This window comes from Sandaracinaceae bacterium, assembly GCA_020633055.1.
Taxonomy (GTDB): Bacteria; Myxococcota_A; Polyangia; order Polyangiales; family Houyiibacteriaceae; genus JADJJE01.
This window is the reverse complement of sequence record JACKEJ010000004.1, coordinates 66,522-81,637: the sequence shown is the minus strand read 5'-3', so window position 1 is coordinate 81,637 and position 15,116 is coordinate 66,522. Positions and strand designations below refer to the sequence as shown.

Here is a 15,116-nt window from a genome sequence, read left to right as displayed (position 1 = left end):
CATTCAGCGCAGGGAAACGTTGGCGTTGGTGACGGGGGCGCCCGCGGCGTCCACGCAGTTGGCGGTGGTGAGCACGACACCAGAGCTCGCGCCCGTGACGGCGACCTGGATGGCGCCTCCCGGGACGGCCGAGTCCGCTTGGGTGACGAAGCTGATCGCGGCGCGCGGCGCCTGGCGAATGAACGTGCCCTCGAGGCTGCTCGCGAAGGTGACGTTCGCCACGACGCCGTCGCTCTCGGTCACGAGGACCTCGCAGCCACGCACCTCGGGCGAGCCGACGCTCAGCTCACGCAGGTCGGGTGACGCGCACAGGCTCTCGCTGCACACCAGGCCGTCGTCGCAGGTGGTTCCGTCGACGCAGGCGCAGCCCAGGGTCCCAGGGTCGCCAGCGCACGTGGGGGGACGGTCGTTGCCGCCCCCGCACCCGGGGGCCAGGAGCAGGGCCAACAGGACCCCACTGAACATGGAGGAAGACTTGAAGAGCATGACGTACAGGCCTCGTGAGGTTGGGGACGCGCCGTGGGTTCAAAGCGCGTGGAGAATTCGGTGAGGTGCGTTCAGCGGGGAGCGCGGCGGCGGCGCCCCAGGGTGAGCGTCGCGAAGAGCGCGACGAACCACCACGGCGTGGTGCTCGCCCCAGTCGGGTCGGCGACGCAGCCCGAGCCCTCGCGGCAGTCGATGCGCTGGTTGCCGTTGTTGTCGAGCTCGCGCTGCGGCAGCACCCCGTCGCAGTTCGAGTCGTATCCGTCGCACACCTCGTCGGCACCCGGGTGGATGCTGGCGCGGGTGTCGTCGCAGTCGATGTCGGCGCAGAAGCCGTCGCCGTCGCGGTCGCCGCGGCGGTCGTCGCCGAGGCACACGTCCCCTGCGTCGCACGTTCCGTCTTCGTCGCTGTCGCCCATCCCGTCCACGGGGCACGGGTCGCAGGCGTCGGGGATCCCATCGCCATCCGCGTCGGCGCTGTCCGGACCGAGCAGGCACAGGTCGGACATGTCGCACACGCCGTCGCGGTCGAAGTCGTTCGCCGCGTCGTCTGGGCACACGTCGCAGCCGTCGGGGAGACCGTCGTCGTCGCGGTCCTGCTGGTCCGGGAAGCTCGGGCACGCGTCGCAGGCGTTCGGCACCCCGTCCCCGTCGTCGTCGAGGCCGTCCGGCCCCCCCGTGCAGATGTCACACGCGTCGGGGATGCCGTCCGAGTCCTGGTCGGGCCCGGTGTCGTCCAGCCCAGGGCAGCGGTCGAGGGCGTCACACACCGTGTCCTCGTCGCTGTCCACGTGCGCTTGCGAGGCGTGGATGCTGCGGATGACGAAGGTCTCGTTGGTCTGGTTGGCGGACAGGAAGAGGGAGAGGTTGTCGAGGTTCACGGCCCCCACCTCGCCCGCCGTCATCCGCACGAGGCCGCGCGCGCCGTCGGCGGTGCGGATCTCGATGCGCGGGTCCGCGCCGAACACGAAGTCCAGCGTGTAGGGCGAGGCGTCGCTGAACGCGAAGCGTGAGTCCACGCGCTCTGCGTCCGGGAACGTCGGTGTGGTGATGTTCGTGTCTCCGTCGACGCCCACGAAGGGCGCTGCCGTGTAGCTGATCCCGTTGCCCCCGACGTCCCCCAGCTGCAGCCCGAAGACGCGGTTGCCGTCGCTCAGGCCCACGATGAAGTCGTGGTCACCGGTGCGGGTGTCGCGGTCCACGACGACGCGCACGCGGTTAGGGTCCCCCGCGGTCGGGTTCCGCGTGAGGTCCTCGCGGTAGTAGACCGTCCAGGCGCCGGCCGCCGACGGGAACGCGGCACGCACTGCGCCGCCGCCGTCGAAGCTGGTGAAGGTGGGCAGCGTGCCGCTCACCGCGATGCCCGACGCCTGACCCGAGGCCAGGCGGTAGAGCAGGTCGTTGCCCACGGCCGACATGAGCGTGCCGACGTCGGAGGTGCCGTCGCAGTCGTTGTCGACGCCGTCACACACGTCGGCGGCGCCCGGATGGATCGCCGGGTCGCTGTCGTCGCAGTCGCACGGGGACGGGTAACCGTCGCTGTCGTTGTCTGCGCCGTCCGCGCCGACGCAGGCGTCGCACGTGTCGGGTATTCCGTCGCCGTCTCCGTCCATGAGGTCGCTGCCGTCCGCACACACATCGCGCGCATCGCAGACGGTGTCGTGGTCTTCGTCGTCCAGGGTGGCGTGCACGGCGACCCCCGCGCTCTGCACCGCACTCGCTCCAGTGGAGGAGGCGATCCAAAGCCGCCAGCTCGCCGCGACGCTCAGATACGACGTCGCAGGGAGCGGGACGTCGACGCCATTGCCGTTCGCGCCCGTCAGGGAGAGCGACTGTGTTCCATCCGCTGCCACGTGCAGCGTGAGGCGAATGGGACCCGTGGGGAGGAAGTGGCTGTAGGCCGGGATCGAGCCCTGAAAGCGTCCTAGCGGGTAACCGAAGATGCCTCCCGACGGCGCGTCCGTGGCCGATCCCTGGGCGATGGCCACCGCCGTGGGCTGCCCTGGCGTGAACAGCACGATGACCCCGATGAAGCGGCCCCCGCCGAAGAACCCGTACAGGCTCGCCGTGGGCAGCACGCTGGGCTGCACGATCAGCGAGAGCGACTGCGCCGTGCCCGGGGGCGCGTGCTCGAGCATCTCGCTGTAGCGCACCACGCCGGACTGGAAGTAGTTGGTGGTCCAGCGCACTTCGCTGCCTATCATCGTCGTCGCGCTGCTCACCGCACGCGTCCCGACGTTGGCGACCAGCTCCGCGGGCGTACCCCCGGACAGGAACGTGGCGTCGACGTAGCCGTCGCAGTCGTTGTCCTGGCCGTTGCACAGCTCGGGGGCCCCCGGACGCGTGCTCGCGCGTCCGTCGTCGCAGTCGCAGAACGCTGGCGTTCCGTCCACGTCGAAGTCGATCCGGTCATCGCCCCCCGGGCACACGTCCATCGCATCGGGCACGCCGTCGTTGTCGGAGTCCTGCGCCCGCGCACCGGAGCTCGCCAGCAAGGCGATGGTCAGCGCCGCGCACGCGGCTGCCTGCCGCCGACGGGTCGCGCGCAGCGGCTTCCCCCGGCGGCGTCCGAGTGCGACCAGCGCCAACAGCAGGGCACCCCACACGCCGGGCGCGCCCGAGTCGCCCTGGGCCACGGCGCAGCCGGACGAGCTCCGCATGGGTGGCGTCGGCGTCGGCGCCATGCACATGCGCGGCCCCGAGATGCACTGACCCGCCATGCACATGTCACCCTCGGTGCACGCGTCCCCGTCCGCGCAGGCCGTTCCATCGGGCTGGGCCTCGTTCACCGGGCATGCGTTGCTGGTGCCCGTGCAGCGCTCGGGCGCGTCGCAGCTGTTCGAGGGCGGGCGGCACACGCTGCCGAAGCGCTTGTAGCCGTCGCGCGGGCAGGCTGGCTCCACGCCATCGCAGGCCTCCTCCACGTCGCACGCACCGTCGCGCGGGCGGCAGACGCGGCCCGCCAAAGCGACACGGTCGCTCGGGCACTCGGCCTCGAAGCCGTTGCACGCCTCGGCGACGTCGCAGTCCCCGGCCTTCGCGCGGCAGACGGCTCCGACGCTGCGGAATTCGTCCGTGGGACAGAACGGGCTCTGCCCGCCGCACGACTCCGCCACGTCACAAGGACCGGCGCTCTCCCGGCATGTCGTGCCCGACGGGAGCAAGCGGTCGGTCCGGCACTGCGTGCTCGACCCATCGCAGAGCTCGGCCGCGTCGCAGTTGCCCACGGCAGGCCTGCAGACGGATCCTGCGCGTGCCGTCATGCACTGCCCGTCCGCCGCGCTGCCCGCGCTCACGCTGCACGCGAGGCAGTCGACCTCGCCCAGTCCGCAGGCCGCGTTGCAGCACACGCCATCGACGCAGAACCCGCTATCGCACTGAGCGCCCGCGGTGCAGGCCTCACCGTTGGATGCCACGCGCCGGTGGACCAGCACGCGGTCGCCCGCGTCGCCCACGTAGAGACTCTGACCGTCGAGCGCGAGCGCGACGCTGTCGGTGGTGGACCCCGCGATGGTCCCGTCCGTCTCGTAGGTGTCCATCGCGCCGAGGTAGAACGCGGCCCCGGCGCTGCCCGCGACGGCCAGCCCGCTGTCCTGTGTGGCGACGAACTGCGTGTCGCTGGCGTCGGCCACGGCGACGGTGGCGCCCAGGCCCCACGTCGCGAGGGTGGGGTCGTAGTCGATGAAGCGCAGCGAGGAGCCGCGCGCGGCGACGAAGCCCTGCTCGCTCGCCGCGACGTCCGCCACGCCGTCGAGTGCGAGCGACGTGCTGGACCCGAACGGGTCGCGGGGGCCGCGCCTGTCGAACACCTCGACGCTATCGTCCGCGACCACCAAGAGGAACGAGGGAGCCAACGCCAGCGCCTGGCCGAAACCCGTGGTGCCTTCGACCGAAAGGGTCTGCAGCGTGGACCAGCTGCCTGCCTGGTCGCGCTGGTAGATGGCGACGCCGCCCGCGCCACCGTTCGCTCCCGGCGCTCCCGCGATGATCGTCTCCTCGTCTGCGGCCAGGGCCATGCCCAGCGCGGCACCCGGCGTAGTGTCGAGTGCGGGCGGCAGCGCGAGCGTGGTTACGGCGTGAAAGCGACGGCCGAGGCGCACGAAGACCTCGATGGCCCCAGCACCCGCGTTGGCTCCGGGCGCGCTGGCGATCAGCGCGTCCGTCGTCAGCGTGATCCGCGCGCCGAACGCATCCCCGCCCGCGGAGCCGGGACGGAAGAGCACGGCGCTCTCCAACCACGTCGAACCAGGGCGGTCGAACACCACCACCGCGCCGGTGCTTGCGCCGTCCGCGCAGGCGCTCGGGGCCCCGACGGCTAGCTGTGCACCGACCACCGTCACCGCTGCGCCGAAGCCGCTGGACGCGGCGGAGCAGCCCGCCACGGACCCGGTGATGGTCTCGGTTCCCCACAGGATGGGATCGATGGTGATCGGGTAGCGGGCGCCCACGTCGTCCACGTCGAGGGCGACCAAGCCGTCGTCGGTGACCGACAAGAGCGTTCCAAGCGCAGCACCGGATGCGTCGAACGCGTGCAGGCCGTCATAGGCGGCGCGCTCGACGCCAGCCTCGTCGAGGAGCCATACGCGCCCCTCTCGCAACGTCGGGCGCAAGCCGTCGAAGCCGACCTCGGCACGCAGGAATCCCTCGCCCGCAGGGGCGGCGTGCACCACGACGCCGTGCTCGATGCCGCCTGCGGCCACGCGGAAGAACTCGTCGTGCGCGCCACGGGCGTACACCACGGCGTCCGCACCTACGCTGGGCACCGAAGCGATCGACGGAGCCGTCGCCGAGGCCTCGACGGACGTCGACGCAGAGCTCCCGTCGGCCGCCGTCCCTGAGCGTCCCAGGCTGCGCAGCCCGACGTGCACGCGGAACTCGCGCGCGACCACCTCGAGGCCTCGGTCATAGGCTCGCAACGTGGTCCGGCCGCCCAGTGAAGGGTGGACCGCACTTCGCTCCAGCGCGACGCCTGCAGCGCGCCACCCCTCCGGGGTGGGAGCTTCTGCAGTGGCCGCGTCGCGGCGCGCGGTCGGCTCCTGGCCAGCGCTCGGGTGCGAGGTTGCGCAGCCAGCCGAGTGGACCGTGAGCACCGTGGTCATGAGCGTGGACCAGAGGGGCCCGCGTCCGTGCGTTCGTCGCGTGGTCAGCATGTCTGGCGTCCTTCGAACTTGAGGGTCCACTCCGCGCAGCTCGACCCGCTGAACCACCGGACCTCGACCCAGTAGTCGAATGAGCGGTCGTTGGTCGTTCCGTCCTCACGGCGAATGGTGACGGTCTCGCTCGCGCTTACGCCATTCGTGGAGGAACCCAGCAGGTTGCCGCCACACGCGTCGTAGACGTAGAGGTCGTAGTCCATCCCGGCCGGCACGGTCATGGTCACGCGGTGGATCAGGTCCTCGCTGCACACGCCGAGCGCATCCACGGCTCGCGCACGGAAGTACGCTTCGCCGCTCCCGCTGGTGGAGTTGAACTGGGACCATGCCGTCGTCACGGTGCAGAACGCGCCGCACTCCGAGTCGGCGGCCTTTTCACCCATCGACATGGCCGCGCCGCAGCTGGGGTTGCTGTTCAGGCGGACGTTGCACCCCGTCGAGTGGTCCCCGTCACAGTTGGCGTAGCCCGAGTTGCACGCGGTCACGCGGCACGAGCCCGTGGAGCAGGTCCCCGACGCGTTGGCCGGAGCGCACGCGACTCCGCAGTCGCCGCAGTTGGAGTTCGTCCGGATGTTCGTCTCGCACCCGGGTGCGGCCGTGCAGTCATCCCAGCCCGCGCTACACGTGTCCACAGTGCACACCGCCCCGCCAGTGCACTCGGGCGCGGCGTTCGGCAGGCTGCAGCTGGCGCCACACGCACCACAGTTGCTGGTGGTGTCCGTGCGCGTCTCGCACCCGTTGGCGGAGTTGTTGTCGCAGTTGCCCCAGCCGGGTGCGCAACCCGTGATGATGCACACCCCCGAGGAGTTGCACTGGCCCGTGCCGTTGGTCGGGTTGCACGGTGAGTTGCAGCCGCCGCAGTGCGTGTTGGTGTTGGTGGTCGTCTCGCACCCGTTCCCCGGGTTCCCGTCGCAGTTGCCCGTGCCCGGAGCGCAGGCGCCCGCCTGACAGGTGCCCGTGACGCACGACTCTCCGCTGCTCGGGATGTCGCACAGCACGTTGCAGCCGCCACAGTGGTTGAGCGTGTTGAGGCGCTGCTCGCAGCCGTTGGCCATGTTCCCGTCGCAGTTGCCCCAGCCCGGGTCACACTGGCTGACGACGCAGAAGCCCGTGCTGCAGTTGCCCGTCGCGTGGTTCGGCGCGCAGGCCGTGCCGCAGCCGCTGCAGTTGACGTTGTCTCGCGCGACCAGCTCGCACCCGTTCAGGTCGTTGCCATCGCAGTTGGCCTGGCCGATGGGGCAGTCCGCCAAGTAACAGGTCTGCGCGCCGAACGCGGTGTCGGTGGGCATGACCGAGAACACGGGCGTGGGGCACACGTTCGGGTGGTACTCCTCGTCCTCGCTCACACAGCCTCCCTGGTACTCCGGCTCGGCGAAGCCAATGCCATACGGGACGTAGCGCTGCGCCGCGAAGCCGAAGTCGGCCGCGGTGACCGACGACAGCGCTCGGCAGTGCAGCTCGGGCTCCTCGGCCTGCGAGCTCGCGACCACCCCGCGCGCCTCGACGCAGTCGGGATCCGACGGGGCGCAGCTCACGGCCTCGCAGCGGTTCATGACGAAGCCTCCGCCCGGTCCGAACTCGGCCGCGTCCTGCTGTCCCGGTCCGGAGCCTACTCCTACGCAGCGGAACTGGCTGTGGTGGTTCATGCCTCGCCAGACCCCGTCGGCCGGGAAGCGCGCGTTCATTTCGCACAGCGTCGCGTTCGTCGGGAACGCCGTCCCGAACGCGATCGGGGTCCGCAGGTCACGCGTGGGGTGCGGGGCCGCCACGGGGATGCCGTCACAGTTCGCGGTCCCGTTCGGGCAGGACCACTGAGCGAAGTCGTAGCCGGGCAAGGGGGGGTCGGCGGTGGGGTCGAAGCCTGGTCGCACGCCGCGCTGGCACGAGCGCCAGTAGCGCGCCCCCACGCCGTCCACGTAGCCGTCCGTGGGCGCGGCGGGGTTGACCGACGGGTCGTAGCGGAGCGGAAAGTCACGCGGGTCGCAGCGGAAGCGCTCTTCGATCACCAGCCGCGGCTGCCCGGTGCGCACCTCCACGTAGGCGCGGTGCGTCTCCATGAAGTACGCGAAGCTGCGTAGGCGCTCGGCGGGGTCGTCCGTGAGCGTCGCGGGAGCCTGCTGTACCTGCAGGTAGTCCTCCACGCCGTTGTCGTCGAAGTCGCCCAGCGCGGATACGCAGGCCTTGCTGAGCCCGTTGACCTCCTGCGCGCGCAGCCGTCGACCAGCGCTGCCGTACGGGGGCGTGGCCACGTCGAGCAGCTCGCCGGGCGTGTCGTTGCGCAGCGACTCCACCAGCGGCAGCGGGATGCGGGCCGAGCAGTCCGTCGGCCCCGGGTTCAGGATCAGGCCTTCGATGCACGAGGCGACCTCCGCGTCCTGGCCGTGCTCGTCGCGCAGCACGACGCTGGTCACGTCGAACAGGCCGCAGCGCGCGTTCTGGACCAGCGTGGGGTCGATGGTCAGCGAGCTGTCCCGGACCTCCTCACGCACCCAGCCGTCGTTGTCCTGGTCGCAGACCTCGGCCTGCGTGTCGCCACCGGGGGGCATGAAGTAGCCGGGCAGCGTCTCGCACACGCAGGTGTCGGTGACGGTGCGGAAGGGCCACACGCGCCCCGTCAGCCCGACCCCGGCGCACGAGAACGAGCACGGGCTGCAGCTGCCGCCCAGTGGCTTGGCTTGTCCCGCGGGGCAGGGCAGCGGCCGGCACACAGGGGTCGCCTCGGACGAGTCGCAGTATTCGCCATCGAGGCAGCTCGTGTCGCCGCAGGCCAGCCGCCCCACGCATACGCCCTGCAGCTCGAGGCTGCCTCCGAGGCACTCGCCGCAGCTGGCCGTGCCAGCGCCCTCCACGCACTGACGTAGCTGCCCCGTGCATGGGGCCAGCAGGCTCCCCGGGGTGTTGGGCGAGCAGTTCGGCAACCCGGGCACGCAGCGCCCGCGCTCCCAGACATAGCCGTCTTCGCAGCTCTCGGCCTCGCACTGCGCGTCCACGTCGCCCGTCTCCGTGCAGCGCTGGTGTTCGACACAGAACCCCTCCACCAGCATGTCCTCGCAGGTGCGCGGGGTGCGGCATGCGCCGGCTTCACACAGCAGCCCGGTGGCACATGTGTCGTCCACGCATGGACAGCCAGCACGGTCGGCGTCGCACTCGCGGCAGAAGCCGTCACCGAGGCAGGTGGAGTAGTCGCACTCCGGCGAAGACTGGCGGCGGCACGCGCAGTCCACGGTGCCAGGCGGGCACGCGATGGGCGCGCACGTGCCGCTCTCGCACGTGAGACCTTCGTCGCACTGGTCACCGCGACAGGCGCAGCCCTCTTGCCCGTCCGGGCACGCCCGGCACACGTCTCCGTCGCACAGCAGCTCTTCTTGGCAGGAGCCGTCCACGCGGCACAGGCACTCCTCCTCGCCCCGCGTGCACAGGCGGCAAGTGCCCGCGACGCACTGACCACGGTCGCAGCGCGCGTCGCGGCCGCACTCACAGCCCAGCTGGGCGGCGGAGCACGCTCCGTCGCCGGTGCCGGCGTCGAGGCGGGGTCCTCCGCCGTCACAGCCCGTCGCGAACGCCGCCGTTGCGACCAGGAGACCGACGCACGTGACGGCGGCCCAGATTGAGTTGAAGCGCGTGTGGGCCATCTCAGAACACCGTGAAGTCCGTGTAGTGGATGAAGAGCTGAATGTCGGAGAGCGACCGCAGGTTGATGTCGCGGTTCACCTGCTCGTCGCGCTGGTTGATCACCAGCTCCCACATCGTGTGGGCGTAGGGGCGGTCTCTGTGGCGGTAGTTCGGGTAGACGTCGGCGGCGAACACGCGGCTCCCATTGAAGATCGCGTCCACTACGGCCGTTCGGACCGGGAACACGAAGTACGAGGTCTGGTCGTCGATCGTCCGGATGATCGACGTGCCGCGCTGCCGCAGATAGATGCGGCCGAGCTGGTCCCCGACGTCCGTGGCCACCACGTTGGCCTCGATGTAGCGGATCTTGTGGTTGCGTGTGAGCGGGGACAGCTGGCTGAAGTCGGTCCCGAACGGGATGGTGATGTAGCCGTTCGCGTCCAGCCTGCCGGGGTCGGCGAGGATGTCCTGCATCATCCGAATGCGCTCGTTCTGTGCGATGGGATCGCCAGCCTCGTCCGCGAACGGGATCTGGAGAATGTCGTCCAGCAACGAGAGGACCGCAACGCGGTTGTCGGGTAGGCCCAGGTCCTCCTCGAAGTCTTGGAAGGCGTTCTCGAGGTCGGTCAGGTAGTTCTCGAGGTTCGGGCGCCCGCGCGCCGCGAGGCGGATGAGGAACAGCTCGTCGAGCCGCGCGTAGCTCGTGCTGGTGTAGTACTCGAACATGCGCGTCGCGCGGTACGCCGCTCGCATGGCGTCGTCGAACGCGATGTCCGCGTTGATGATCGACTCGTTGCGGAAGATGCGGACGTTCGGGTCGTTCCGCGCCGCCTCCACGTCGATGAGCTGCTGCGTAGCCTCGCGCTGACGCTCCTGGAGGCGCTGGGCCTCGCTGTAGGAACGCTGCACCTGGGCGATCTGCAGCTCGAGCTGCACCTGCGCGCGCAGCGCCTCGAGGGTGATCTCGTCCAGGCTGCGCACCAGGTTCGCCGTGCGCGGCGCGGAGTCGATCTCCTGCACCTCGCACGCCCGCTCGGAGAGCACGCGCGCCGTCTCCAGCCGCTTCCCGGCGATCTCGTCCTCGACGGCCGCCGCGGCGATCTCAGCGCCGGTCTCGGTCGCGGCCGCGACACCTCCGAGCACGCCCGCCACGGTGGCGAGCGCGCCGCAGCTGATCTTGCCGTCGGGCAACGTGGCGGCGAGGCAGCCCGAGTACGAGTCGAGGGCGTCCTTGACGGTGTTGAGCGCGCGCACCACCCCGCCCATCACGACGCGGGCCGTCTCGAGGTCGCGGGTCAGGGTGCGGGTCTGCTGGCCGGCGTTGTATTCGAACTCGGCCTGTTCCCGGATCAAGCCGCACTGCGCCGACACCCTCGTGATCTCGTCTTCGATCTCGGCGACGGTGTTGCGGTACCGCGTGGTCACGGCCTCGAGTGCCGCCGACGCGGCGTCCACCTCCAGCATCTGTTCGTAGATGGTGCCGTTCGGGAACGTGCCGCATGGGTCACCCGTGATCACCGCGAGCTCGTTGCGGTCCGCGTAGCGGGCGATCGCAGGGTAGGTGACGCCGTCGCTGCCGCGGAAGGTGCCGCACGCCGTGGCCAGTTGGTCCTCGTACGTGTTGCGCACCCGCGTCAGCTCGGACTGGAATTGCGCCGAGTCCACCGCCCCGCTCAGCAGCGACTCGAAGGCGATGACCTCGCGCTCCTTCGCGATCTGGAGGCGCTGCCGCGCGATGTTGAGGAGCGACTCGAAGCCGTTCTCGCTGGAGTTGGGGTCCAGCGCCGGGAATGGCACGTACTCGGGGGGATAGCCGAAGAACGTGGCGCCGCGGACGATGTCCTCGAACACTTCGCGCATGTCGAGCATGGCGATGCGATACGTGCGCTGCACCTGCTGCAGCTCCGCCTGGATCTGCCCGACGAACGAGAGCCCGGTCTGCTCCGCGATGGCGAGCATCAGTCGCGAGAGCAGCGCCGACTCCAGGTACGTCTGAGCGTACGCGCGCTCGAGGACGCGTCGCGCCAGGGTGGGGTTGTTGAAGTCGCGGTAGCGCTTCGCGATCTCGCTCCAGGCCAGCGCCTTCTGCGCGCTCGCGCGCACCAGACGGCTGAGGTACAGCGTCACGGTCTGGGGCGACACGAAGTTGGTCTCCGTCGCGGTGTTCGCCCGTCGCAGCGCGACGTCCAGGTGCGGGCCCGACTCGTACAGGCGGTCGAGCGCGAACTGGTAGTACTGGACCGCGGCGTAGAGCCGGGACATCTCCGCGCCCGCCACGCCGGACAGGTTGATTCCGTCGGTCTCGAACTCGGCCCCCTCGAAGTCCCGCGTGTTGACCGCGGCGAGGTCGAAGCGCGACGCGAACGCCTGTGTCAGCTCCTCGTCGCCCAACATGACCAACAGCTCGGCGTAGAGGCGCTCGAAGCCGTCGTCTCCGCTGGCACTCTGCGCGTGGTTCGCGCGTAGGAACCGCTCGAGCTGCGTGCGCACCGTGGGGGAGAGCTCTCCGATGCGGTTCGTGTAGATGCTCAGCAGGCAGTCGATGCGCGCGCGGGCGTGCTCGATCTCCGCGGGGTCGTAGCAGTAGGGCGTCTGGTTGGCGTTCGGCCCGCAGACTGCCGGCGCGAACCCCACCTCGGTCCCCACGTTCAGGTCGCTCTGGAAGCGCGTCTTGTAGCGGAAGGCCTCGTTCACCACGGAGGCCAGGCTCTGCAGCGAGAAGCCCCCCGTCGAGGACGCGGTGCGCCGGAAGAAGCGCTTCCCATCGCGCAGGTCGGTGATGTCGTCGTCGCAGCGCACCTGGTTCGGGTTGATGCACAAGAACGTGGGGTCCAGCTCCCGCGCGACGGTGCCGGTCCAAGCGGCGAGCGTTTCGTCACACGAGGCGGTCGCCTGGCAGCCGTGGTTGATGACCGCGAACTCCGACATGGCCGTGCCCGTGTAGAAGAAGGTCACCTCGGCGCCCGGGGAGCAGGCGACGGGCAGGTGCTGGTTGTAGCCTCCCGCGCCGCCGTTGATCGCGAAGTAGCCGTTCCCGTCCGGGGCGGTCGGGCCGTTCGGGTTCTCGCTCACCACCTCGAGTGCGCCGCCACCGTCGAAGAGCCCGTCGCACAGGTAGTGAATCTGCGCTGGCGTGTCTGCCTGCGGGATCTCCTGCAGTCCGAACTCGGTCGAAGCGGCGGCGGAGCCTTCGATCAGCGTCCTCACGAACCTGTCGGGGTCGTTGACGACCGAGGGGGGCCACCCGGCGGTGAGGTCCGCGCTGCACGTGAAGCCGGCGGCGGGAGGGTTACGGGTCGGCACGGTCACCTCGTTCCCGACGTAGTCCTCTTCATCGAGCGCCTGCGGAGCGCGGCGCAGCACGGCGAACGCGTAAGTGGAGACCGGTGGCTCGCTCGGGAGGAAGCCGTCGAAGGTCTCGCGGATGAGCAGGAACAGGTCGCGCTGATTGACCAGCGCTCCGTCCAGGAACTCCACGCGCCGCTGACGCGTGAGCCCGTCCGGCACCGGGTTGGCCCCGGCAAAGTCGACGTTGGCCGCCATGTCGTCCAAGAACGGCAGGGTGCTCTCACGGCACTCCGTGCGCCGCGGCGACGGGCCGCCCAGGCTCACCCCGGTGGTGAAGCCAGGGATCAGCCACGGTACCGTCTTGGCCAGATAGCCCGCCGCGCAGGACCCGTCGTCCGACACGTACCGTCCACCGACCGTGGCCGCAATGTTCAGGTCCTGCACGTAGACCACACATGCCCCGGGGACCGCGGGGTCACAGGCGCCTACGCCCGCCGGATCCGTGGTGAGGCGGATCGAGACGGCCGGGTTGTTCGGGTAGTGCAGCGCGGTCTCCGAGTCCACGCGTCCCGACAGGATGGTGGACGTCGTGCCGCCACTGCGCAGGTGGAGCGCCATGGGCAGCTCCGTCGTGGCGCTGGGGACGCGCGCCGCGTTCGCGTCCTGCACGTACACGCGCACGCCCGCGCGGTTGGAGTAGGGGTAGCACACCGCGTTGGCGCTCCCGCCCGTGACGGCGTCGCACAGCTCCTGCACACGAGGCTGTTGCCACGAGCCCGTGCGGGTCGCGGTCAGGACCGCCTGGAACTCGTCCCAGCTCTCGAGGTTGCCGCGCCGGAACGCGCCCCAGCGTTGGATGAGCGCGTTCTCCACGTCGGTCACGTCGCTGCGGTCGTCGCGCTCGAGCCACTCGTCGAGCCCCTCGTCGTGGAAGTCGGTGAAGTAGTGCACCTGCCCCTCCCAGCGCCCCGAGGCGTCCTCCGCGTAGCGCAGCGTGAACTCCTGCGAGCCGCCTGGACCCGAGACGAGGATGCGCCCTTCGTAGCGCACGCCCGGCGAGCCCTGAGTGTTGCCGATGCTGATGCTCGGGCAGTCGTTGTCGCAGTTGCCCGGCACCTCGACGTCGAAGCTGCCCATGCGCGTGGTCGAGCTCCCCGTGCCCAGCTCGAGCCACCAGAGCGGGCAATCCACCGAGGCTCCCCCGCACGGCAGGGGTGCGCCCGTCGCCCGGTCGGGCGCGAGCTCGACGGTCTCGGTCGCGCCGTTGGGCATGGTGATGGTGTGGCTGAGCTTGCGGATGGTGACGGTCTGCGCCTCGCCCGCGTTGCGCAGCACCACGTTCCCCGAGGTCCGCAGGCTGGTGAACTCGGTGCCCCGGCCGATGTCGATCGAGAGCGCGCCCCCGGACGGAAGCTCGATCGGTTCGTCGGGGGGCGGGGCCACCGGCACGCAGTAGCCCGTCTGTCCGTCGCGCGAGTCGCAGCTCTCGTTCAGCGGGCACCGCGCGCTGCCCGTCGTGAGCGAGCAGGGCACGCGGCAGACGCGCTGGTAACACGCGCGCCCGCCGGGGCAGTCGAGGTTGGTCTCGCAGTTGGAGTAGCAGCCGCCACCCAGGCACGCCTGGAAGAAGGGGCAGTCCACGTCGCTGGTGCAGGTGGGCTTCGTCTGCCCAGGCTGGACGCAGCTGCCGCGGTCACACGTCTGGTCGTCGATGCAACCTGCGAGGAGACCGTCCGCGTCGCACACGCGCCGGCTCGCCCCCTCGCCCAGATCACGACGGCAGGGCGTGTAGCAGGCGGGGTCGGCGGGCGGCAGGTTGTTGCGCGAGACGCACATACCAGCCGCGCAGGAGAGCCCCGCGTCGCACACGCCCAGCTCCGTGCAGTGGCAGCCCTCCGTGCCCCGGTCGCAGTAGATGCAGCGCTCTTGCGCGGGATCGCAGCGCGCGCCCGGGTTGCACGTCATGTTGGCCAAGCACTCCCCGCCCTCGAAGCCCGTCTGGTCCACGCACACGGTGCCCGCGCGGCAGAAGAGCCCTACGCCGCACGAGATGCCATTGGCGCAGGCGCAGCCCTCCTCACCGGGCGTGCAGTTGGCGTTCACGCACAGCCCGTCGCTGCACTGCGCCCCGGAGGAGGTGCAGCGCCCGGCCAGCGTACACTCGCATCCGATGGTTCCCACGGGACAGGTCGGCAAGAGGCACACCCCCGCGACGCACTGGAGCAGCTCGCCCTCCGCGTCGAGGCCGCAGCCTCCCGTCGACGAGCAGGGACACTCGAGGGTCCCGGTGGGGCACGAAGGGTCGCCCTCGCCGTCCATCATGGAGCCGGAGTCGCAGCCCAGCGCCGCCACGGTCAGGCCAACGGCCACGGTCAGAACGAACACGAAGGGGGAACGGGAACGCGTCATGGTCGCTGGCTCCAGGCCGAATACGAGACCCCGTGCAGCCTGTGAAGCTGCATCGGGAGAAGCGCCGTGCTGCGCCGGGACGTGAGGTCCGACGACGCGGCGGTGATGTGCGACACATGACCGAAGTCATCGCGTCACGCGGGAATATTTCTACAGCACCAAGGGTATCGG

At 70.5% G+C, this 15,116-nt stretch carries 4 protein-coding genes; all 4 read right to left on the bottom strand.

Features of this window, described 5'->3' with window-relative positions:
* Window positions 1-3: 3 nt before the first annotated feature.
* Window positions 4-486, bottom strand: coding sequence for a hypothetical protein (locus tag H6726_00330; GenBank protein MCB9656064.1), 483 nt, complete (start codon window positions 484-486; stop codon window positions 4-6).
* A 71-nt stretch (window positions 487-557) separates the two neighbouring features.
* Window positions 558-5,633 (bottom strand): hypothetical protein, encoded by a 5,076-nt coding sequence (locus H6726_00325; GenBank protein ID MCB9656063.1) that lies wholly within the window; start codon window positions 5,631-5,633, stop codon window positions 558-560.
* Window positions 5,627-9,268, bottom strand: a complete 3,642-nt coding sequence (locus tag H6726_00320; GenBank protein MCB9656062.1) for a hypothetical protein — start codon at window positions 9,266-9,268, stop codon at window positions 5,627-5,629. The genes H6726_00325 and H6726_00320 overlap by 7 nt, the downstream gene beginning before the upstream one ends.
* 1 nt (window position 9,269) lies before the next feature.
* Window positions 9,270-14,945 carry a hypothetical protein gene (locus tag H6726_00315; GenBank protein ID MCB9656061.1) on the bottom strand — a complete coding sequence of 1,892 codons (5,676 nt, stop codon included), beginning with the start codon at window positions 14,943-14,945 and terminating at the stop codon, window positions 9,270-9,272.
* Window positions 14,946-15,116 lie beyond the last annotated feature (171 nt).